The following is a 19,937-nucleotide window of genomic DNA, read 5'->3' as shown; positions in this document are numbered from 1 at the left end:
CACGCCCGGACACGCCATAGCTTGCAGGGAGCGCGGCCATGACAGACCGCCGCGACGACGATTTCCGCGTGCGCCCCAGCGCCCCGAAGAACCGGGGCCAGGGCCAGGGCTTCGTTTCCAAGGTGCTCAAGCAGACCGGCAAGGCCAGCAGCGGCAAGTCGGCGGTGCGCCGTCCTGGCACCGGCGGTAGCGGCGCACGGGCAGGCCAGCGGCCCGGCTCACGGCTTGGGCGCGGCCACACGGCGGCGCGCTTCGCCGGGGCGAAGCTCACGCCCATGTCGCGGCGCGTGACCATCAAGACCCTGCTGGTTAATCAACGCAACGCCAGCCCGCAGTCGCTCGCCAAGCACCTGCGCTACATCGAGCGCGACGGCGCGGGCCGTGATGGAGAACCGGGGCGGGCCTATGGGCCACAGACCGACGAAGCCGACCTCGATGCCTTCAAGGAGCGGGCCGCCGACGACCGGCACCATTTCCGCTTCATCGTCTCACCGGAAGACGGCGCCGAGCTGGACGACCTGCGTACCTACACCCGGCACCTAGTGAACCGGATGGAAGCCGACTTGGGTACGCGGCTGGATTGGGTGGCGGTCGATCACTGCAACACCGACAACCCGCATACGCACCTCATCGTGCGCGGACGTGACGACACTGGCAAAGACCTCATCATCGCGGGCGACTACATCGCCCATGGCTTCCGCCATCGCGCTGCCGAACTGGCGACCGAATGGCTGGGGCCACGCACCGAGCTGGAGATCCAGCAGACCTTGCAGCGAGAAGTGGAGCAGGAGCGGTGGACGAGCCTGGATCGCACGCTGCAACGCGAGGCTGGCGAAGACGGCAGAGTACAGATCGAACGCTTCAACGAACCGAAGCTGCAACGCCAGCGCCTGCTGCTGATCGGCCGCCTGCAACGCTTGCAGCGCCTCGGCCTGGCCGACGAAACGCAGTCCGGCATCTGGGCCGTCCATGCGGATGCTGAGAAGACCTTGCGCGCACTGGGCGAGCGTGGCGACATCATCCGCACCATGCAGCGGGCCATGAGTGGCCAGCCGCGCGAGCTGGCGGTGTTCGAGCCGGGCGACGATGGCCGTACCGTCATCGGCCGCGTGGTCGCGAAGGGGCTGGCCGATGAGCTGCACGACCGGGGCTATCTGGTCATCGACGGTGTAGACGGCAAGGCCCACTACGTCGCGATGAACGCCCGCGACGAGCTGGCGAACTATCCCACTGGCGCGGTGGTGGAGGTGCGCGGTTCCGCCGAGGTGCGGGCGGCCGACAAGAGCATCGCCGCGCTGGCGAGCGATGGCCTGTACCGCACCGATCATCACCTGGCGATCGAGCAGGGCCGAGCCAAGCCCGGCCGCGATCCGCAGGAAGTCGTCGCGACCCACGTCCGCCGGTTGGAAGCCCTGCGCCGGGCCGGCATCGTGGAGAGCGTGGCCGAAGGGCTATGGAAGGTGCCGGACGACGTGGCCGAGCGTGGCCGCCAGTACGACGCGCAGCGGCTGGGCGGCGTGGCGGTGGAGCTGAAATCGCACCTGCCGATCGAGCGGCAGGCGCGGGTGATCGGCGCGACCTGGCTGGATCAGCAGTTGATCGGCGGCGGCAAGGGGCTGGGCGACCTGGGCTTTGGTGGCGACGCCAAACAAGCCTTGCAGCAGCGCGCCGACTTTCTCGAAGAACAGGGGCTGGCCCAGCGGCGCGGGCAGCGCGTGATCCTCGCCCGCAACCTGTTGGGAACGCTGCGCAATCGGGAATTGGCGCAGGCCGCGCAGGACATTGCCGCCGAAACCGGTCTGGAGCATCGACCTGTGGCCGATGGGCAGCGCGTGGCGGGCATCTACCGGCGCAGCGTGATGCTGGCCAGCGGGCGCTACGCGATGCTCGACGATGGCATGGGATTCAGCCTGGTACCGTGGCGGCCGGTGATCGAACAGCGACTGGGGCAGCAGATCTCCGCAATGATGCGCAGCAGTGGCGTGTCTTGGGAAATTGGTCGGCAGCGCGGGGCATCACTCGGTTGACTTGCCAGTTCGTACTAATAGAGAAATAGCCCGCAGATACGCCTGTATTAGCGTGCAGAGGTGCGCACGCAAGACATCTGCGAACTTAGCGGACGCATCATCCTCCAGCAGAGCCTGTGCCGGGCCGATCATGGCGCTCATGGTCAACAGGCTGGCCGTGTTCAAGTCGTCAAAGCGTGCATCCGTGGCCGTATCGAGCATCGAGGCCACCGCTTTCTGCATGCGCTCCTTCGCATGCGCGACCAGGATCGTGCCCCCATGCTCTTCGGCAACCGCATAGAGTGCTTTCGACGCCGAGGGATGTTCCAGTTTCGCCCCCAGGAATGCATGAACCAACTCATGAGCCATGTCGGCTATCGGTTTCCTTCTCTGCGTGATGCACGCTTGTTCCACCGCCACGGCAACATGGTCGAGGTGCCGCCCCAACACTGCTGCCAGCAGCGATCGGCGGTTGGGGTAGTACTGGTAGAGGCTACCCACCGACACCCCTGCGCGCTCGGCGACACGGGTGGTCGTACACAGGGCAAGGCCTTCGGCGGCCAAAACCTGAATCGTCGCCATATGGATGGCGTCTACGGTAGCCATCGACCTCGCCTGAACCGGCGATTTTCTTGGCTTGGGCGGTGGTGCAGATACGGGCATCGAATGCGAATTCACAATGTGAAGAAACCTTCATATTATGAGCATTCCTCGAACTGAAAGGAATCCTCCATGAAAGAGCATGTACAACCCGTGGCACTGGTGACTGGTGCCAACAAGGGCATCGGCCTAGCCGTCACGCAGCAATTGGCCGCACGCGGCTACATCGTCTACCTCGCCAGCCGCGATGAACAGCGCGGCGCTGAAGCAAAGGCCAGCATCGAACGCCCCGACCTGGACATTCGACCGATCCGCCTGGACGTCACCGATGTCGAATCCATTGCGGCGGCGGCGGCACGGCTGAAGGATGAGGCCGGATCGCTGGACGTGCTGGTCAATAATGCCGGCATTGCTGGTCAACCGCTGCCGCCCAGCCAGTGCGATGCGCAAGCGCTGCGCGACGTTTATGAGGCCAATGTGATCGGGCCGGTCTCGGTCACCCGGTTGTTGCTGCCGTTGCTTCGGGCTGGGCAAAGACGCACCATCGTCAATGTCTCCAGTGAGTTGGGATCATTGACTCTGCATAGCTATCCCGACTTTCCGTTCGCGCCCGTCAATTTACTGGCCTACTGCTCATCGAAGACGGCGCTCAACGCATTCACCGTACTGCTGGCAAAAGAACTCCGGGAGGACGACTTCAAGGTCAATGCCGTCAATCCAGGGTTCACCGCAACCGATCTAAATGGCTTTACGGGAAAGCGAACAGTCGATCAGGCGGCGGAGATCGTGGTCAAGTATGCGACCTTGGATGTTTCCGGCCCCACGGGGGGATTCTTTACAGACGGTGGGATTCTGCCATGGTGAATGTCAAGGCACACCTGCAACGGATACTGAGCTGGAACACAACGGATGAGGCCATTCAAAGAAATGCTGGGGACTCTTACCACCAAATAGCTGGCAGCCCCTGCAATATCGAGGACGCAGTGATATGGAACTACGCCACCTTCGCTGCTTTTTCGCCGTAGCGGAAGAACTCCATTTTGCTCGCGCCGCCGAGCGGCTGCACATTGAGCAATCACCACTGTCGCGCACTATCAAAGAACTGGAAGAAGACCTGGGCGAGCAGTTGTTCATCCGAACCAGCCGTAGTACCCGGCTAACGCGGGCGGGCAGGCTGTTCCTTGAGCATGTGCCGCGCATTTTCACCGCTATGCAGCAGGCCCGCGACAGTGTGAAGGCGGCGGCCAATGGTTTCCACGGTCAGTTGCGCATCGCGCTGTCCGATAGCATCACGCCCTCGCGCCTGCCGGCCTTGCTGGCGCTTTGCCGGCAGGAGGAACCCGAGGTCGATATTCGGCTTTTCCAAGTGCCGCTGTCGCAGCAGCTCAAGGGGCTGCAAGACGACCTGTACGACGTAGGCTTTGCGCAGTCGGATGAAGTGGGCGAAGGCATCACAGCCGAAGCGGTGTGGAGTGACCCGCTGATGGTGGCAGTACCGGCGCGGCATCATCTGCTCAAGCACAAGCGGATTCCATTGGACGAAGTGCTCCATTTTCCGCTGGTGCTATGCGACCCGCAGGCGTGCGAGGGTCACGCGCGACAGGTCGATCGCGTGCTGCGCCGCTCTGACCGGGAACCCCTGATCGCCGAGCGCGTTCCCTCGTTCGAGTTGATGATGGTGGTGGTGTCGGCCGGCTTCGCCTTGGGGCTGGCCGGTGGGCCGCACATCGCGGCAAGCCGGGAGCCTGGCGTAGTGGCTCGGCCCTTGGCTGGGCGCTCGCCCATGCTGACAACTTACCTGCTACGCACGGAGGGAGAACCTTCAGATGCGCAAGCCCGCTTCATCGAACGGGTGCAGTCCATCGACTTGCCCGAAGGCGCGAGGCTCGTATCGCCACCTGAACCTGATCCCCAGGAGGAAATCGAGCTATGAAGCAAATTGCCACCTTACTGCTGGTCGCGGTACTCACGGCCTGCGGCCAGTCGGAGACGCCCAAGCAGGCTGACGTGCCGAGCGTGGAGCAACTGGTCGCCGATCCAGCGCGGTTGAAGGAGTTGCGCCAGCAATGCAAGACCGACCGGGCGACGCTTGGCGATGTGCTCTGCAACCGAGTGGCCGAAGCCACGCGCAAACGCTTCTATGGCGACGGAAAGACGCCCTACACGCCATCGGAAACGCCGCCGAAGTTCTAATCTCAAGCCCTTCGCAAGATAATCACGTCGCATTTGTTAACACGCCGCAGCGCGCTCGCGCCTGCGGCGTTTTTATTGGCTTCTTTGCAGTCTGAAACGATGCTTTTTTCATCACCTTGCTCCCGATAACAGTCTTTGACCGGCACCGACCCGGCACTGATTCTCGCGTCATGCGGCACGTCCTTGTGCCGCGTGTGAACGAGGAATCAGCGCAGAGGAATCGGAGGCCAGTCAATGCAAGTTCAGGGTGTGCTGTTCGGACAGATCGCAGTTGTTTTCAGCATCGTGATCGCCGGTGTGTGGAGTGCAACGCAATGGACAGCCGCCGCTCTGGCCTACCAACTACGCCTTGGCTCGCCCTGGTTCGATTTCTTCGGTACGCCGGTCTATCACCCGTGGCGGCTGTTCGAGTGGTGGTTCTTCTTCGATGCCTACGCGCCGCACGTCTTCGACATAGGCGGCGCCATTGCGGGTGGCAGCGGCCTGGTCGCCGTAGTGGTCGCCATCGCCATGTCGGTGTGGCGCTCGCGGCAATCGCGCCTGGTCACGACCTATGGCTCGGCACGTTGGGCCAATACCGCCGACATCCGCAAGGCCGGGCTGATGCAGTCGGCCGGCGTCTTTCTCGGCCTGCATGACGGACAGTACCTGCGCCATGAAGGCCCGGAACACGTCCTGACGTTCGCGCCCACGCGCTCGGGCAAAGGCGTGGGCCTGGTGGTGCCGACTTTGCTGTCCTGGCCTGCATCGGCAGTGATCCACGACATCAAGGGCGAGAACTGGCAGATCACTGCTGGCTGGCGCTCGCGTTTCTCGCATTGCCTGCTGTTCAACCCCACCGATCCGCAGTCGGCCGCGTACAACCCGCTGCTGGAAGTGCGGCGCGGCGCGCATGAAGTGCGCGACGTGCAGAACATCGCCGACATTCTCGTTGACCCCGAAGGGGCGCTGGAGAAGCGCAATCACTGGGAGAAGACCAGCCATGCGCTGCTGGTCGGCGCCATCCTGCATGTGCTGTATGCGGGCGAGGACAAGACGCTGCGCGGCGTCGCCAACTTCCTCTCCGACCCGGCGTGCCCGTTTGAGCTGACGCTGCACCGGATGATGACGACGAAGCACCTGGGTGATGCACCGCACCCGGTTGTCGCGTCCGCCGCGCGCGAAGTGCTCAACAAGAGCGACAACGAGCGGTCTGGCGTGCTGTCCACGGCCATGTCGTTCCTCGGCCTGTACCGCGACCCCACGGTGGCCGAAGTCACGTCACGCTGCGACTGGCGCATCGCCGACCTGATCGCGTCCGAGTCACCTGTCTCGCTATACCTGGTGGTGCCGCCTTCGGACATAAGCCGCACCAAGCCGTTGATCCGGCTCATCTTGAACCAGATCGGCCGGCGCCTCACCGAATCGCTCGATTGCAGCGACGGCATCGAACGCCGCCACAAGCTGCTACTGATGCTCGATGAGTTCCCGGCGCTGGGCCGGCTCGACTTCTTCGAGACGGCGCTTGCCTTCATGGCCGGCTACGGCATTCGCAGCTTCCTCATCGCGCAGTCGCTCAACCAGATCGACAAAGCCTACGGCCAGAACCATTCGATTCTGGACAACTGCCATGTCCGGGTGACGTTCGCCACCAACGACGAACGCACCGCCAAGCGCATTTCGGAAACGCTGGGCACCGCCACCGAACTGCGCGCGCAGCGCAACTACGCCGGCCACCGGCTCGCGCCGTGGCTCGGGCACTTGATGGTGTCGCGGCAGGAAACCGCACGCCCGCTGCTGACGCCGGGCGAAGTGATGCAACTCCCACCCGATGAATCGGTGGTGATGGTGTCCAGCGTGGCGCCGATCAAGGCCAAGAAGCTGCGCTACTACGCCGACGCCAATTTCAAGCAGCGCGTGCTGCCACCACCCGCGCTGGCGGCTGGGCAGTACGCCGACGTGCCACCGGCCCGCGCCGACGACTGGAGCGGCCTGGCGATCCCGGCCGTGCCCGCCGCATCAGCCACGGCCTCCGCCGATGACCTGGGTGGCACCGACGACGGCGGCCCGCGCCGCCAACCCGAACTCTCCGAATCCGTCGCCTACGACCCCGAGCTGGATGCGCCCGATGACCTCGCGCTGCTCGATGACGACGACGACCTGCCGCTGCCGCTCCCAGGCCAGCTTGACCCGGCCATGCAGCGCACGGCGCGGCTGGCCTCTCTTGACCCCAACGACGGAATCGACCTATGAGCCAATACCGCCTCAACCTGTTCATCCAGCACGAGCACGCCAAGCGTCTGGAAGAACTCGCCGCCAAGAAAGGCGTGTCCAAGTCGTCCATCGTCGCGGCAGCGCTGGCGTCCTGGCTGTCGCCGGACGCGGGCGACCAGCGCGAGGCCGCCATCGCCAAGCGACTGGATCGCCTGTCGCGGCAGGCCGAACGACTGGAGCGCGACCAGAACATCCAGATCGAAACGCTGGCGCTGTTTATCCGCTACTTCCTGACCGTCAGCACGCCGGTGCCTGAGGCGCATCAGGACGCGGCCCGTGCCCAGGGCAAGGCGCGTTTCGAGCAGTTCATCGAACAGCTCGGCAGGCACCTGCTGCGCGGCCGCAGTCTGGTGCGCGACGTGGTGGAAGAACTCCATCCCGACCCGATGCGGATGGATGACGCGGCGGCGCTGGCCGAAGCGCAGGAGCGTGCCTCATGAGCGCCGTTCCGCAGATCCCGCCCGAACCCCGCTCGTCGGCCACCACTTCACAGGATCGCCGCATCCAGATGCTGCGCACGGCAATGGGGCCGCTGATCGCCGCCGCGCTCGAAGACCCGGACGTGGTGGAAATCATGCTCAACCCTGATCGCACCCTGTGGGTGGATCGGCTGTCGTCGGGCCGCGCACCGCTGGGCGTCGAGCTGCCCGAAGCCGACGGCGAACGCATCATCCGGCTTGTTGCCGCGCACGTCGGCGCGGAAGTCCATCGCGGCCAACCGCTCTTGACCGCCGAATTGCCCGAGACGGGCGAGCGTTTCGAGGGCATCTTGCCGCCGGCCGCACCGGCACCAGCCTTCGCGCTGCGCAAGCGGGCCGTGAGCATCATCGGCCTGGATCGCTATGTGGCCGACGGCATTCTGACTGCCGGCCAGGCGGACTTCCTGCGCCGCGCCGTGCGCGAGCGGCAGAACATCCTGATCGCCGGCGGTACCAGTACCGGCAAGACCACGCTGGCGAACGCGCTGCTGGCCGAGATCGCCGCCACCGGCGACCGCGTGCTGGTGCTCGAAGACACCATCGAGCTGCAATGCGCGGCCCGCGACCATGTGCCGCTGCGCACGCGGGCCGGCGTCGTGTCGATGCAGGAGCTGGTGCGCGCCACGATGCGCCTGCGCCCTGATCGCGTGATCGTCGGCGAAGTGCGCGGCGGCGAGGCGCTGGATCTCATCAAGGTGTGGGGCACTGGCCATCCGGGTGGCATCGCCACCATCCACGCCGGTTCCGCCTTGGGCGCGCTGCTGCGCCTGGAGCAACTGATCCTTGAAGTGGCGGTGAATCCGCCGCGAGCGTTGATCGCCGAGGCCATCAACGTCGTCATCCACATCGCCGGGCGTGGCCGCAAGCGCCACGTCGAAAGCATCGCCCGCGTCGTCGGCTTCGACGGCGTGGGCTATCGCATGGCGGACGCGCTGGAAACGCCGTTTCCCGAGCTGCCGTCAGTTCCTTCCCCGTCCCCTGAACCCTCTGGAGAACTGCCATGACGCAGATGCACATTCATGCTTTCCGCATTTCCGTAAATCCGGCTTCGGCCTTCGCGCGCCTGCGGCGCCTGGCCGGGCCGGTGCAGCACGGGCTGCTGCTGGCCGCCATCATGCTGATGACGGCCGGCACCGCGCAGGCCTCCGGTTCCTCGATGCCCTGGGAAGGGCCGCTGACCTCGATCCTCGAATCCATCCAGGGGCCGGTGGCGCGCATCGTTGCGGTCATCATCATCATTTCCACCGGCCTGGCGTTGGCCTTCGGCGATACCAGCGGCGGCTTCCGCAAGCTGATCCAGATCGTGTTCGGTCTGTCCATTGCGTTCGCCGCGTCCTCGTTCTTCCTGTCGTTCTTCTCGTTCTCCGGCGGGGCGGTCGTATGAGTGCCCCGGATGCCTTCGCGGCGGGCTTCGAGGTGCCGCTGCATCGCTCACTCACCGAGCCGATCCTGATGGGCGGTGCGCCGCGCACCGTGGCGATTGCCAACGGCACGCTAGCCGCCGCCGTCGGGCTGGGCCTGCAACTGTGGATTCCCGGTGCGGTGCTCTGGATCGTCGGCCATTCGCTGGCGGTCTGGGGCGCGCGCGTCGATCCGCAGTTCATGCAGGTCTTCGCCCGGCACATCAAGCACAAACCGCTGCTGGACGTGTAGGGGACGCCGCCATGCTGAATCTTGCCGAATACCGTCAGCGCCCCGCGCTGCTGGCCGACTGGTTGCCCTGGGCCGGCCTGATCGCGCCGGGTGTCGTCTTGAACAAGGACGGCAGTTTCCAGCGCACGGCGCGCTTTCGCGGGCCTGATCTGGACAGCGCAACGCAGGGCGAACTGATCTCCACGTCGGCGCGACTCAACAACGCGCTACGCCGCCTGGGTTCGGGCTGGGCCTTGTTCATTGAGGCCGTGCGCCGGCCGGCGGCGGACTACCCACACTCCGACTTTCCCGAACCGCTGTCCTGGCTCGTGGACGAGGAACGCCGCGCGGCCTTCGAGGAATCGGGGCATCACTTCGAGAGCGGCTATCACCTGACATTGGCTTACCTGCCGCCCGAGGAGTCGCGCGCCCGCGCGGCCAAGCTGCTCTACGAGAACGCGCCCGGCGACGGCGTCGACTGGCACGGCCGGCTCGAAGCCTTCGTAGCGGAAACTGATCGTGTCTTCGACTTGCTCGATGGCGTGATGCCGGAAATCGCCTGGCTCGATGACGCCGAGACGCTGACCTACCTGCACGCCACGGTGTCCACGCGGCGCTACCGCGTGGGCGTACCCGAAGTGCCGTTCCATATCGACGCACTGCTGGCCGACTCCGCGCTGGTCGGCGGCCTGGCGCCGACGCTGGGTGACCAGCACCTGCGCGTGGTGTCGGTGCGCGGCTTTCCGACTTCGACCTGGCCGGGCTTGCTGGACGATCTCAACCGCCTGGGCTTCGCCTACCGCTGGAGCACGCGCTTTCTCTGCCTGGACAAAGCCGAGGCGGAAAAGGAACTCGGCCGCCTGCGCCGCCAGTGGTTCGCCAAGCGCAAGAACGTGGTGGCGCTGCTGCGCGAAACCATCTTCCAGCAGGAAAGCCCGCTGGTCGATACCGACGCGAGCAACAAGGCGGCCGACGCGGATGCCGCGATGCAGGAGCTGGGTGGCGATCAGGTCGCCTTCGGTCACTTCACTGCCACGGTGACGGTGCTCGATGCCGATCCAGCCGCGGCCGACGAAAAGCTGCGCATGGTGGAGCGCGTCATCCAGGGCCGGGGTTTCGTGACCATCCCCGAGACCTTGAATGCCGTGGATGCGTGGCTGTCGTCCATCCCCGGCAATGCCTACGCGAATGTCCGCCAGCCCATCGTCTCGACGCTGAACCTGGCGCACATGATGCCGCTGTCGGCGGTGTGGGCCGGGCCGGAGAAGAACGACCACCTCGACAGCCCGCCGCTGATCGTCACCCGCACCGATGGCGCGACGCCGTTCCGGCTGGTGACGCATATCGGCGACGTGGGGCATACCCTGGTCGCCGGCCCGACCGGTATGGGCAAGTCGGTCTTGCTCGCCATCCTGGCGATGCAGTTCCGCCGCTACTTCGGCTCGCGGATCTTCGCCTTCGACATGGGCCGCTCGATGCGCGCCACCATCCTGGGCCTGGGCGGCGAGCACTACGACCTGGGTGCCGATGGCGGCATTGCCTTCCAGCCACTCGCGCGTATCGACCGGGAAAGCTATCGCTCCTGGGCGGGGGAATGGGTGGAAGGCCGCCTGCTGCATGAGGGCGTGACGGTCGGCCCGGACGAGAAGGCGGTCATCTGGTCGGCGCTGGGCAGCTTGGCCGGGGCGCCCGTTGAGCAGCGCACGTTGACCGGGTTCTCGGTGCTGCTGCAATCGAACGCGCTACGGCAGGCACTCGCGCCCTATGTGCTCGGCGGCGCGCACGGCAAGCTGCTGGACGCGGACACCGATCGTCTCGGCTTCGGTGACGTGCAGGGCTTCGAGATGGAAGAACTGATGCACAGCCCCGCCGCCGTGCAGGCGGTGCTGCGCTACCTGTTCGCCCGCTTCGATGAGCGTTTCGACGGTGCGCCGACGCTGCTGATTCTGGATGAGGCGTGGCTGTTCCTCGATGAGCCGTCTTTCGCCGCGCGCATTCGCCAATGGTTGAAGACGCTGCGCAAGAAAAACGTGTCCGTGATCTTCGCCACGCAGAGTCTGGCGGACATCAAGGATTCGAGCATTGCGCCCGCAATCATAGAGAGCTGCCCGAGTCGGATTTTCTTACCCAACCCGCAGGCGACCGAACCGCAGATTCGCACGATCTACGAGGGCTTCGGCCTCAACAGCCGGCAAATCGAGATCGTCGCCACCGCCCAGCCCAAGCGCGACTACTACTACCAATCGCGTCTCGGCAATCGCCTGTTCGACCTCGACCTGGGGCCGGCCGCGCTCGCCTTCGCGGGCGCATCCACACCGCAAGACCAACGCGACATTGACCGCGTGCTGACGCAGGCCGGCGCTCCCGGCTTCGCCGGTGCGTGGCTGCGCCATCGCGGCCTCGACTGGGCCGCCGACCTGCTGCCGTCCTCGCCTGCGGCGGCTTCTTTCCTCGCTTCTCAACCGCTGGAGGTTTCGCCATGAAGACCCGTGCTCTTTCCGTATCCCTGACTGCCGTGCTGTCGGTGACGCTGCTGACCGCGCAGCCCGCATCAGCGCTCACGTTCATCGACCCCGCCAACCTTGTGCAGAACACGCTGACGGCAATTCGCACGATGGAGCAGATCAACAACCAGATCAATCAACTGCAAAACGAGGCGCAGATGTTGATAAACCAGGCCCGCAATCTGACGAGCCTCGATTTCAACATCGTCAACCGCCTGCGCTCCACGCTCGCCACCACCGAACGCCTGATCGCCGAGGCACAGGGACTGGCCTACGACGTGCAGAGCATGGATGCCACGTTTGCCCGTCTGTACCCGGAGCAGTACGCCGCGACCATCAGCGGCGACCGCATGGCGCAGGACGCCCGCGAACGCTGGAAGAACACGCTCGATGGCTTGCATACCGCGATGCGGATGCAGGCGCAGGTGTCGCAGAACCTGGCCCAAGACGAAAGCGCGCTGGCCGACCTCGTGAGCCAGAGCCAGTCGGCCACCGGTGCCTTGCAGGCGCAGCAGGCGACCAACCAGCTTCTTGCCTTGCAGGCCAAGCAGTCCATCCAGTCCCAGCAGCTCCAGATCACGCAAGACCGCTCGGCCTCGCTGGAACTGGCGCGGCAGGCGGCGGCCACCGAGCGCGCCCGCGAAGTGCGGCGGCGCTTCCTGGGCAGCGGCACGCCGTACACGCCGCAGTCCATCAATTTCTACAACAACTGACGGAGGCGGCCATGCGATGCGCTCCCGTCTTGTCGGTTTCGCTGCTGGCCCTGCTGCTGACCGCGTGCGGCCAGCAGCCAGCAGAGAACTTGGCCGACGCATTGGTTGCCGATCCCGTGCGGCTCAAGGCGTTGCGTGCGCAGTGCGCGGCCGACCGGCAGGCCGTGGACGAAGACGACTGCCGCGCCGCCGCCGAAGCGTTCCGGCGGCGCTTCTTCTCCGGTCAAGCCGGGCCGGATGAATACCGGACGCTGGCCGAGCTGCCGCCGATTCCGGCGAGCTTCGATGAACCCATTGGAGAGGACACGCCATGAACGACGTGACCATCATCGACCGCTTCCTCGATACGTTCTCGCGCTACATCGACTCGGGTTTCGGTCTGCTGCAAGGTGAAGTGGCGTTCCTGACCGCCACGCTGATCGTCATCGACATGACCATCGCCGGCTTGTATTGGGCCATGAGCCACGCCACAGGCCAGGGCGAGGACGTGATCGCCAAGCTGCTGCGCAAGGTGCTCTACGTCGGTGCCTTCGCCTACATCATCGGCAACTTCAACTGGTTGGCCGGCATCGTGTTCCGTTCGTTCGCCGGGCTGGGCCTGACGGCCACCGGCTCGACCATGACGATGGAGAACTTCCTGCAACCGGGGCGGCTGGCCAAGACCGGCATCGACGCCGGCGCGCCGATCCTCGACCAGATCGGCGACATGGCGGGCTTCCCCGAAGTGTTCGTGAACATCGACCCCATCGTGGTGATGTTCCTCGCCTGGCTCACCGTCATCCTGTGTTTCTTCGTGCTGGCGATCCAGCTTTTCATCACGCTGATCGAGTTCAAGCTGACCACGCTCGCCGGCTTCGTGCTGGTGCCGTTCGCGCTCTGGAACAAGACCTCGTTTCTCGCGGAGAAAGTGCTCGGCAATGTGGTGTCGTCGGGCATCAAGGTCTTGGTGCTGGCCGTCATCGTCGGCATCGGTTCGGGCCTGTTCGCGGAGTTCCAGGTTCACCCCGACGAACCCTCCATCGATCACGCCCTTGTCGTGATGCTGGCCTCGCTCGCGCTGCTGGCGCTGGGCATCTATGGGCCGGGCATCGCAACCGGCCTGGTGTCCGGTGCGCCGCAGCTTGGCGCAGGCGCGATGGCCGGTGCGGCCATTGGCGCCACCGGCACGGCCGTTGCCATTGGTGCTGCCGCGACGGGCGTGGGCGGTGCGGTCGTGGCCGGGGCACGCATGGCGCCGGCAGCCGCGAAGCTGGCCGGCGCCGGTGCGCGTGCCGCCACCTCGGCGGCCGGTAGCGCACGCTCGGCGTTCCAGGCTGGTTCCGCCGCTGCGGGCGGAGGGGCCAAGGGCGCGATGGCCGGCTTGGGCAATGTCGCCAAGACCGGCGCGCAGTCTGCCGGGCGCAGCGCCGCATCTGGCGCGTCCGGCGCAGCGCAGAAGATGGCCGGCTCTTTCCGCGCTGGATGGAACGGCACAGAAGCCGGTGCCGGTGCTGCGCCCGGTGGTGCTGGCTCCGGCCAGGCGGCCGCAGGCGAAGCCACAGACAGCGCCGCCAGCTCGCAGAAGCAAGAGCAGCCCGCATGGGCCAAGCGGATGCACCGCCGCCAGCAGATCACCCATGCCGCGACCACTGCCGCACACACGTTGCGCGGTGGCGATGGCGGCGGCTCCGGGCAAGGCCCGAGCCTGCGCGGCTCCGACGACTAAAGCGATTCACAAGGAGAACTGACCATGCGATTCAAACGACCGCAGGTGCGCTATGCCGATACGCCGCAGCCTGCCACTCCGTATCAAGCCGCCGCCCAGGTGTGGGACGAACGCATCGGCTCGGCCCGAGTGCAGGCGAAGAACTGGCGGCTGATGGCCTTCGGCTGCCTGGTGCTGGCCTTGCTGATGGCCGGCGGCCTGGTGTGGCGCTCGGCGCAGTCCATCGTCACGCCCTACGTCATCGAAGTCGATCAATCCGGCCAGGTGCGTACCGTGGGCGAGGCCGCCACGCCGTACCGGCCTGCCGATGCGCAGATCGCGCATCACCTTGCGCGCTTCGTGACGCTGGTGCGCTCGCTGTCCATCGACCCCATCGTGGTGCGGCAGAACTGGCTCGATGCCTACGACTACACCACCGACCGCGGCGCGGCCGTGCTCAACGACTACGCCAGCAAGAACGATCCGTTCGCCCGCGTCGGCCGCGAGTCGGTGACGGTGCAGATCACCAGCGTTACGCGCGCCAGCGATGCCTCGTTCAACGTCCGCTGGACGGAGCAGCGGTTCGTCAATGGCGCGCCCGCTGGCACCGAACGCTGGAACGCCGTGCTTTCCACTGTCCTGCAAACCCCGCGCACCGAACAGCGCCTGCGCAAGAACCCACTGGGGATCTACGTCAACGGCCTGTCGTGGAGCCGCGAACTGGATTCTTCCGAAGGAGCCAAACCATGAACCTGCCTTTTCGCTTTTACGCTTTCGTGCTGATGTTCGCGGCCACCACGTCGTCATTGCTGGGCTGCGCCTCGCAGGGCAAGCCGCCGCCGTCCATCTCGCTCGATGAGCCGGTGCAGGCGCAGCCGCTGCCCGAGCCGCCCAAGCCGGTCGAAGTCGTCGCCGTGCCCGAGCCGCTGGCGCTGCCGGCGCAGTTGAAGCCGCTGCCGGAGCTGGACGAGGCAGCGACCGTGCCGGAGCCGGCCGACGAGAAGGTGCGCGTCTCGCGCGCCAATGCCGAGGCGCGTATCGCGCCGACCCGCGAGGGCTACGTCAACGCGATTCAGGTGTGGCCGTACAGCGACGGCGCGTTGTATCAAGTCTATGCCGCGCCGGGGCGCGTCACCGTGGTTTCGCTCCAGCCCGGCGAGGAACTGGTGACGGTCGCCGCTGGCGATACCGTGCGCTGGATCGTCGGCGACACGTCCAGCGGCAGCGGCGAGGCGCTGCGCGTCAACGTGCTGGTCAAGCCCACTCGCTCGGGCCTGAAAACCAATCTGGTCATCACCACCAGCCGCCGGACGTACCTGCTGGAACTGACCTCGACGGAAAAGGCATGGATGGCGTCGGTGTCATGGGACTACCCGAAAGACCGGATGCTGGCCTTGCAGCGCCAGTCGCAGGCCGCACAGACAGCCGCGCCGGTCGATACCGGCCTGGCGCTGGAGAAGATCCGTTTCCGCTACGCGGTGTCAGGGAGCAATCCGCCGTGGAAGCCATTGCGGGCGTTTGACGACGGCGAGAAGGTCTATATCCAGTTCCCGCCGGGTATCGCCCAAGGCGAACTGCCACCGCTGTTCGTCATCGGCGCGCAGGGTGATGGTCAGCTCGTCAATTACCGTTTCCGCTCGCCTTATTACATCGTGGATCGCCTCTTTGGCGCGGCCGAACTGCGCCTGGGCGGCGATGGTGGTGACGTGGTGCGGATCGAGCGCACTGACGGCGTGGCGCGGAGGAACTGACAATGAGCCAGGACGACACTCCCGACCTCGCCGCGCCGCAGGCGGCGGGCAAGATCGCGCCCGAGGCGGTGGCGCTGCGCGCCCAGCCGCGCCCGGTCACGCGCCTGAACCGACGCACGCTGGCCATCCTCACCGGCGGCCTGTCGGTCGCCGTACTCGGCGCGCTGATGTGGTCGCTGCAACCGCAGCGGCGTGGTGCTGGTGAACAGACCGAGCTTTACAACGTCGATCGTGTCTCCAAGTCCGAAGGGCTGGATGCGCTGCCAGCGGACTACTCCAAACTGCCGCCGGCCTTGCCGCCCAAGGTGCCCGAGCTGGGGCCGCCGCTGCCGGGCGATCTTGGCCCGGCCATCGTCAAGTCGCAGCAACCGGTGACGGCCGCCTATGCGGCCCCCGGCCACGACCCGAACGATGCCCTGCGCAAGGAAGCCGAAGCGGCCGCGGGTTCATCGGTGTTCTTTCGCTCTGGCACGCAGAAGGCTGCGCCGGTGGCGCAGTCGCAGGCTACCGCCGCGCCGGGCTTCGCCGCCAATGCGGCGTTCGACCCGATGGCTGCCGGGCCAGCCTCTACGGCAGCGCAGCCCGCCGATCCGACGGCGACACAGAACCGGCAAGACCAGAAAGAGGCGTTCCAGAAAGCCGGAAGTACAGAGACCCAAAATTCCGGCATTCTGACGATGCCGGCCTCGCCGTATCAGGTGATGGCCGGGACGGTCATCGCCGGGGCGCTGGTGACGGGCATCAAGTCGGACTTGCCGGGCGACGTGATCGCCACGGTGACGGAGCCGGTCTATGACACGGCTACCGGGCGCTTTCTGCTCATCCCGCAGGGTTCGCGCATCCTCGGCCGCTACAACAGCCAGGTCAGCTATGGGCAGAGCCGCGTTCAAGTCGTCTGGAACCGGATCATTCTGCCCGACACGTCTTCGCTCACGCTCGACAACCTGGTCGGAGCCGACCCGGCCGGCTATGCCGGGCTGGAAGACGACGTGGACTACCACTGGGGCCGCATCTTCGCCGGAGCGGCGCTGACCACGCTGCTGGGCGTTGGTGCCGAGCTGGCCGCGCCGGAGAACCGCCAGGATGGCGACCGCATCATCATCGCCGGGCGCGACAGCGCGCAGGACAGCATCAATCAGGTCGGGCAGGAGATGACCCGGCGCAACATGAACATCCAGCCGACGCTGACCGAGCGGCCGGGCCTGCCGGTTCGCATCATCGCCAACCGGGATCTGGTGCTGCGGCCCTACCAGCCGTTGTTCTTCAACAAGGGGACTTCACGATGACGACGCGCAAGCTGCGGCTCGGCCCGCTACCGAAAACGGAATCCACGAAGCTGACCTTTGCCTGCCCAACCAGCCTGAAAGCCGACCTCGACCACTACGCCGCGCTGCACGCGCAGGCGTATGGCGAGGCGGTCGATGCGGTGACGCTGATCCCGCACATGCTTGAGGCGTTTATGGCGGGGGATCGGGGGTTCAGGCGAGTGGGAAGGTCGATTTCCTTGAAACATGACATTTAATGCAGGAGCAACAGATAAATATCCGCCTAAAGCTTCCTGATCTCAGCCAAGTCCTCCTCGGTTTTGCGCAGAATGAGCTGGAAGCATTCATCGCATACACGTCGGTCGGTCGAATAGGCCTGCCCAAGTTTTGGGATTTCAATGCAGTTCGTTCCCATAACCAGATCGCCGTGGCAGCGGTAGCATTGGCTGAGCCGCTTAACGACCGCCCGCTTGGGGCGGCCGTTGGTTCCTCCAATCAGAGAAGGCGTCGGCCCCCTAGAACTCGATTTTTTCATAAACAGCCTTCGCCTTGCGCACGCGCCTCACAAGCACCTGCAACAGGTCATCGAGATTATCGAGAACGGAACGGAATTCTTCAGTTGTCGCCTGCTGCCTTTCTTTTCCCAGGCGTTTTTCCATCTCTTTGTTCACCATCATCAGTGCGCAGATGTAGTTATTTCTTCCGGTGAGCTTCAAGGTCTTGTATTTGTAGACCATTTCATTGCCGGTCTGCTTGAGTTCAACATGGTTTAGCAGCACGTTTGCCAAACGCTTGGCCTGCTCCTGCATCCGTTTCCTGGCTTCTTCCCATTCCCGCTGCGGCTGAACCATGAAAGGCGCAGTGGGTGAGTTCTTGCGCACGGGAGATTGCTGTGCAAGTCGAACCATCTCCTCAGCCTTGCTGTCGTCGAGACCGAGGAGCTTCAGACGTTCGCGGAGGTCCGCGACGATCTGCGTGTCCTCAACCGACGTGAAGTCCTCTTCCCACAAGGAATCGACGACCTCGCCATGAACGACAACCTGATCACCCGCGCGGAGCCGCGTGGTACCGTCGAGCACCGCCTGCGGCACCTCAGGTTCATCGCCTCCAATAACCTTGTCCCAGAATGCCTGGTCATCGTTCTCGAATTGCTTGAATTCCTTCAAGCGCGCATCGAGGTTCATGCCCAAGTGAGTGACTATATGGCCGATGTTGTCAGGATGCCCCGGATCGTTCTGGACCACGACTCGCATGATGCGCCCGACAAATTGGATGTAGGGGGCTAGCGATCTAAACGGGCGGAAAATCGCCGCTACGCTCAATTTCGGATGGTCGAACCCCTCGCCCAGCATCTGCACCTGGATGATGCAGTCGAGCGAGCCGTTGCGCAGCGCGGCAAGAATGGCCGCCTGCTCATCCTCCGTCTGTTTGCTATGGATAACATCGGCATTGAAGCCGCGTTCTTGGTACAGCGAACGAATCTCCCGCGCGTGGTTGATGGAGCATGCGACTGCGATCAACTGGTGCTGCGTTCCGCTTTGGCGGAGTTCCTCGAGCTTTTGCAAGCTGCTGTCAACGATGTGCTTGTTGCACAGCCTGGCAAGCGCAACACCGCGGCTGAACCATTCCTCTTCCTTCAATTTCAGAACTTCTTCCAGCGTGTACGTCTTTCCGCCAGCATCGGAGAAGCCGAGTTCAATGGTTGAGGGGGCGACGTAGCTCGCCTTAAGGCGCTTGATATAACCTTTCAGAGTTGCGTTCCTGAATGGGTACCGGAACACCAATTCGCCATCGAGTTCCTGGCGATCGCTCCGGAATGGAGTTGCCGTCAGAAGCACGACCTTGGCCTTCGGGAAACGCTCGATGACTTTCTGCCAACTGGCAGCAGCACTGTGGTGAGCTTCATCGACGATGATCATGTCGAAAAAGTCATCAGGGAACTGGGTCAGCCATTTGTCCACGTTGGTTGCAAGTTGGTGGACGTTCGTAATAACGATATGGGACTTCGCCGCGATCGAGAGGTTGCCGCTGTCGAGCGTACAGGCGAGCGGTCCAGACAGCATCTGGTCAGTGCTTAGTACGCCGGATTTCCGCCAGAAGCATTTCTGACGGTTGGTGATGTCCATTGCCTCGTATAGACCATCCTTAATGGTGAGGTTTGGCGCGATGACGATGACCCTGCCTTCCGAAATTCCGAACGGAAGCAAGGATGCTAAGCCGGTCTTGCCGCACCCGACGGGAATCTGGAGGATTGCCTTGTTCTTGCCTGCGCGGAAGAACTCGTAGGTGCGCAAGTAACCCTCGCGTTGCGGGTCGCGAAGGTGGTCGTTCCCGTCGATCTTGAAATCAGCGTCGAGAAAAAACGACTGAAGAGGGCGAGCGGTGCGCACCCATTGGTCGAGCCCGCTCTTCTCGAAGATCCATTTTTTGCCGATCTTCCGCGCCGGAATCCGGCCCTCGCGCGCCATCGCATACAGCGCCGTTTTGCCCATTCCCAGGTAGGTCGCGGTCTCCTCAAGGGAGAGCCAGCTATCAGATTCTGTCATGTTATTCACCATTTGATGTCAAATGATAGCAAACGACAGATAGGGTGTCAATGTTGCTGCCGACCGACCCGCCAAGCTTTCGCCAGGCGTAGCCACGCACTCAGAGGTTCGGTATTAGGACGCTGATCCCGTACATGCTCGAAGCCTTCATTGCAGGAGGCAGTAGAAAGAGGCGGTAGAAGGGGTAGCGAGCAAGGCCGTGGCAACGAAGCCGGCTGACGATGCTCAATCCAGTCGGCGGCCATAACCTCGAAAGCGCAGCCCGACGCTGGGCGTTCGTCATTCTGGAGGATGGCGACAGAGTGGGCTAT

Annotated in this window: 19 protein-coding genes; 17 read left to right on the top strand and 2 right to left on the bottom strand. The window is 64.6% G+C overall.

Annotation, left to right across the window (positions count from 1 at the left end; translation table 11 throughout):
- The first annotated feature begins 38 nt into the window (after positions 1-38).
- The gene (locus HV107_RS18580) at positions 39-2,027 is read left to right on the top strand and encodes a relaxase/mobilization nuclease and DUF3363 domain-containing protein (RefSeq protein WP_182060295.1); all 1,989 of its coding nucleotides are present in this window, start codon (positions 39-41) and stop codon (positions 2,025-2,027) included.
- Here HV107_RS18580 and HV107_RS18575 read toward each other — a convergent pair.
- Entirely contained in the window at positions 2,016-2,612 is a 597-nt protein-coding gene (locus HV107_RS18575; RefSeq protein WP_182060294.1) for a TetR/AcrR family transcriptional regulator, read from the bottom strand. The two genes, HV107_RS18580 and HV107_RS18575, sit on opposite strands and share 12 nt — an antisense overlap.
- A 126-nt stretch (positions 2,613-2,738) precedes the next feature.
- On the opposite strand from HV107_RS18575, the gene HV107_RS18570 reads away from it, so the two are divergent.
- The 16 genes from HV107_RS18570 to HV107_RS18495 all read left to right on the top strand — a co-directional run bounded on the left by HV107_RS18570 (position 2,739) and on the right by HV107_RS18495 (position 17,337).
- The gene (locus HV107_RS18570) at positions 2,739-3,470 is read left to right on the top strand and encodes an SDR family oxidoreductase (RefSeq protein WP_182060293.1); all 732 of its coding nucleotides are present in this window, start codon (positions 2,739-2,741) and stop codon (positions 3,468-3,470) included.
- 124 nt (positions 3,471-3,594) lie between these two features.
- The gene (locus tag HV107_RS18565) at positions 3,595-4,539 is read left to right on the top strand and encodes a LysR family transcriptional regulator (protein WP_182060292.1); all 945 of its coding nucleotides are present in this window, start codon (positions 3,595-3,597) and stop codon (positions 4,537-4,539) included.
- The gene (locus HV107_RS18560; RefSeq protein ID WP_182060291.1) at positions 4,536-4,799 is read left to right on the top strand and encodes an EexN family lipoprotein; all 264 of its coding nucleotides are present in this window, start codon (positions 4,536-4,538) and stop codon (positions 4,797-4,799) included. Before HV107_RS18565 ends, HV107_RS18560 begins: the two co-directional genes overlap by 4 nt.
- Positions 4,800-5,033: 234 nt before the next feature.
- On the top strand, positions 5,034-7,031 hold the full coding sequence (locus HV107_RS18555) for a conjugal transfer protein TraG (RefSeq protein ID WP_182060290.1): 1,998 nt from the start codon (positions 5,034-5,036) through the stop codon (positions 7,029-7,031).
- Complete coding sequence (locus HV107_RS18550) at positions 7,028-7,492, top strand: CopG family transcriptional regulator (protein WP_094852245.1); 465 nt, start codon at positions 7,028-7,030, stop codon at positions 7,490-7,492. The genes HV107_RS18555 and HV107_RS18550 overlap by 4 nt, the downstream gene beginning before the upstream one ends.
- Positions 7,489-8,535 (top strand): P-type conjugative transfer ATPase TrbB, encoded by a 1,047-nt coding sequence (gene trbB / locus HV107_RS18545; protein WP_182060289.1) that lies wholly within the window; start codon positions 7,489-7,491, stop codon positions 8,533-8,535. The genes HV107_RS18550 and trbB overlap by 4 nt, the downstream gene beginning before the upstream one ends.
- Positions 8,532-8,915 (top strand): TrbC/VirB2 family protein, encoded by a 384-nt coding sequence (locus HV107_RS18540; RefSeq protein ID WP_182060288.1) that lies wholly within the window; start codon positions 8,532-8,534, stop codon positions 8,913-8,915. The genes trbB and HV107_RS18540 overlap by 4 nt, the downstream gene beginning before the upstream one ends.
- Positions 8,912-9,184 (top strand): VirB3 family type IV secretion system protein, encoded by a 273-nt coding sequence (locus tag HV107_RS18535; protein WP_182060287.1) that lies wholly within the window; start codon positions 8,912-8,914, stop codon positions 9,182-9,184. Before HV107_RS18540 ends, HV107_RS18535 begins: the two co-directional genes overlap by 4 nt.
- An 11-nt stretch (positions 9,185-9,195) precedes the next feature.
- Entirely contained in the window at positions 9,196-11,646 is a 2,451-nt protein-coding gene (gene trbE, locus HV107_RS18530; RefSeq protein WP_182060286.1) for a conjugal transfer protein TrbE, read from the top strand.
- The gene (trbJ, locus tag HV107_RS18525; protein ID WP_042043503.1) at positions 11,643-12,380 is read left to right on the top strand and encodes a P-type conjugative transfer protein TrbJ; all 738 of its coding nucleotides are present in this window, start codon (positions 11,643-11,645) and stop codon (positions 12,378-12,380) included. The genes trbE and trbJ overlap by 4 nt, the downstream gene beginning before the upstream one ends.
- A gap of 11 nt (positions 12,381-12,391) precedes the next feature.
- Entirely contained in the window at positions 12,392-12,694 is a 303-nt protein-coding gene (locus HV107_RS18520) for an EexN family lipoprotein (RefSeq protein WP_182060285.1), read from the top strand.
- On the top strand, positions 12,691-14,085 hold the full coding sequence (gene trbL, locus HV107_RS18515) for a P-type conjugative transfer protein TrbL (protein WP_182060284.1): 1,395 nt from the start codon (positions 12,691-12,693) through the stop codon (positions 14,083-14,085). Before HV107_RS18520 ends, trbL begins: the two co-directional genes overlap by 4 nt.
- Positions 14,086-14,109: 24 nt before the next feature.
- Positions 14,110-14,814: a conjugal transfer protein TrbF gene (gene trbF, locus HV107_RS18510; protein ID WP_042043499.1), complete on the top strand. Its 705-nt coding sequence runs from the start codon at positions 14,110-14,112 to the stop codon at positions 14,812-14,814.
- On the top strand, positions 14,811-15,815 hold the full coding sequence (gene trbG, locus HV107_RS18505; protein ID WP_042043496.1) for a P-type conjugative transfer protein TrbG: 1,005 nt from the start codon (positions 14,811-14,813) through the stop codon (positions 15,813-15,815). Before trbF ends, trbG begins: the two co-directional genes overlap by 4 nt.
- A 2-nt stretch (positions 15,816-15,817) precedes the next feature.
- Positions 15,818-17,101, top strand: coding sequence for a TrbI/VirB10 family protein (locus HV107_RS18500; protein ID WP_182060283.1), 1,284 nt, complete (start codon positions 15,818-15,820; stop codon positions 17,099-17,101).
- The gene (locus HV107_RS18495; RefSeq protein ID WP_182060282.1) at positions 17,098-17,337 is read left to right on the top strand and encodes a DUF2274 domain-containing protein; all 240 of its coding nucleotides are present in this window, start codon (positions 17,098-17,100) and stop codon (positions 17,335-17,337) included. Before HV107_RS18500 ends, HV107_RS18495 begins: the two co-directional genes overlap by 4 nt.
- 258 nt (positions 17,338-17,595) lie before the next feature.
- Here the strand turns inward: HV107_RS18495 and HV107_RS18490 are convergent, their stop codons facing one another.
- Positions 17,596-19,626: a DEAD/DEAH box helicase gene (locus HV107_RS18490; RefSeq protein WP_182060281.1), complete on the bottom strand. Its 2,031-nt coding sequence runs from the start codon at positions 19,624-19,626 to the stop codon at positions 17,596-17,598.
- Between the last annotated feature and the right edge of the window lie 311 nt (positions 19,627-19,937).

It is taken from the genome of Enterobacter sp. RHBSTW-00175 (assembly GCF_013927005.1).
Lineage (GTDB): Bacteria > Pseudomonadota > Gammaproteobacteria > Enterobacterales > Enterobacteriaceae > Enterobacter.
The sequence above is the reverse complement of the archived record's forward strand: the minus strand, read 5'-3'. Positions and strand labels throughout refer to the sequence as shown.

Coding starts and splice junctions, on each gene's coding strand:
- HV107_RS18495 (WP_182060282.1), top strand. CDS start 17,098: ATGACGACGCGCAAGCTGCGGCTCGGCCCGCTACCGAAAACGGAATCC.
- HV107_RS18540 (WP_182060288.1), top strand. CDS start 8,532: ATGACGCAGATGCACATTCATGCTTTCCGCATTTCCGTAAATCCGGCT.
- trbJ (WP_042043503.1), top strand. CDS start 11,643: ATGAAGACCCGTGCTCTTTCCGTATCCCTGACTGCCGTGCTGTCGGTG.
- trbE (WP_182060286.1), top strand. CDS start 9,196: ATGCTGAATCTTGCCGAATACCGTCAGCGCCCCGCGCTGCTGGCCGAC.
- HV107_RS18550 (WP_094852245.1), top strand. CDS start 7,028: ATGAGCCAATACCGCCTCAACCTGTTCATCCAGCACGAGCACGCCAAG.
- trbF (WP_042043499.1), top strand. CDS start 14,110: ATGCGATTCAAACGACCGCAGGTGCGCTATGCCGATACGCCGCAGCCT.
- HV107_RS18560 (WP_182060291.1), top strand. CDS start 4,536: ATGAAGCAAATTGCCACCTTACTGCTGGTCGCGGTACTCACGGCCTGC.
- HV107_RS18575 (WP_182060294.1), bottom strand. CDS start 2,612: ATGGCTACCGTAGACGCCATCCATATGGCGACGATTCAGGTTTTGGCC.
- HV107_RS18520 (WP_182060285.1), top strand. CDS start 12,392: ATGCGATGCGCTCCCGTCTTGTCGGTTTCGCTGCTGGCCCTGCTGCTG.
- HV107_RS18555 (WP_182060290.1), top strand. CDS start 5,034: ATGCAAGTTCAGGGTGTGCTGTTCGGACAGATCGCAGTTGTTTTCAGC.
- HV107_RS18490 (WP_182060281.1), bottom strand. CDS start 19,626: ATGACAGAATCTGATAGCTGGCTCTCCCTTGAGGAGACCGCGACCTAC.
- HV107_RS18500 (WP_182060283.1), top strand. CDS start 15,818: ATGAGCCAGGACGACACTCCCGACCTCGCCGCGCCGCAGGCGGCGGGC.
- trbB (WP_182060289.1), top strand. CDS start 7,489: ATGAGCGCCGTTCCGCAGATCCCGCCCGAACCCCGCTCGTCGGCCACC.
- trbL (WP_182060284.1), top strand. CDS start 12,691: ATGAACGACGTGACCATCATCGACCGCTTCCTCGATACGTTCTCGCGC.
- trbG (WP_042043496.1), top strand. CDS start 14,811: ATGAACCTGCCTTTTCGCTTTTACGCTTTCGTGCTGATGTTCGCGGCC.
- HV107_RS18565 (WP_182060292.1), top strand. CDS start 3,595: ATGGAACTACGCCACCTTCGCTGCTTTTTCGCCGTAGCGGAAGAACTC.
- HV107_RS18535 (WP_182060287.1), top strand. CDS start 8,912: ATGAGTGCCCCGGATGCCTTCGCGGCGGGCTTCGAGGTGCCGCTGCAT.
- HV107_RS18580 (WP_182060295.1), top strand. CDS start 39: ATGACAGACCGCCGCGACGACGATTTCCGCGTGCGCCCCAGCGCCCCG.
- HV107_RS18570 (WP_182060293.1), top strand. CDS start 2,739: ATGAAAGAGCATGTACAACCCGTGGCACTGGTGACTGGTGCCAACAAG.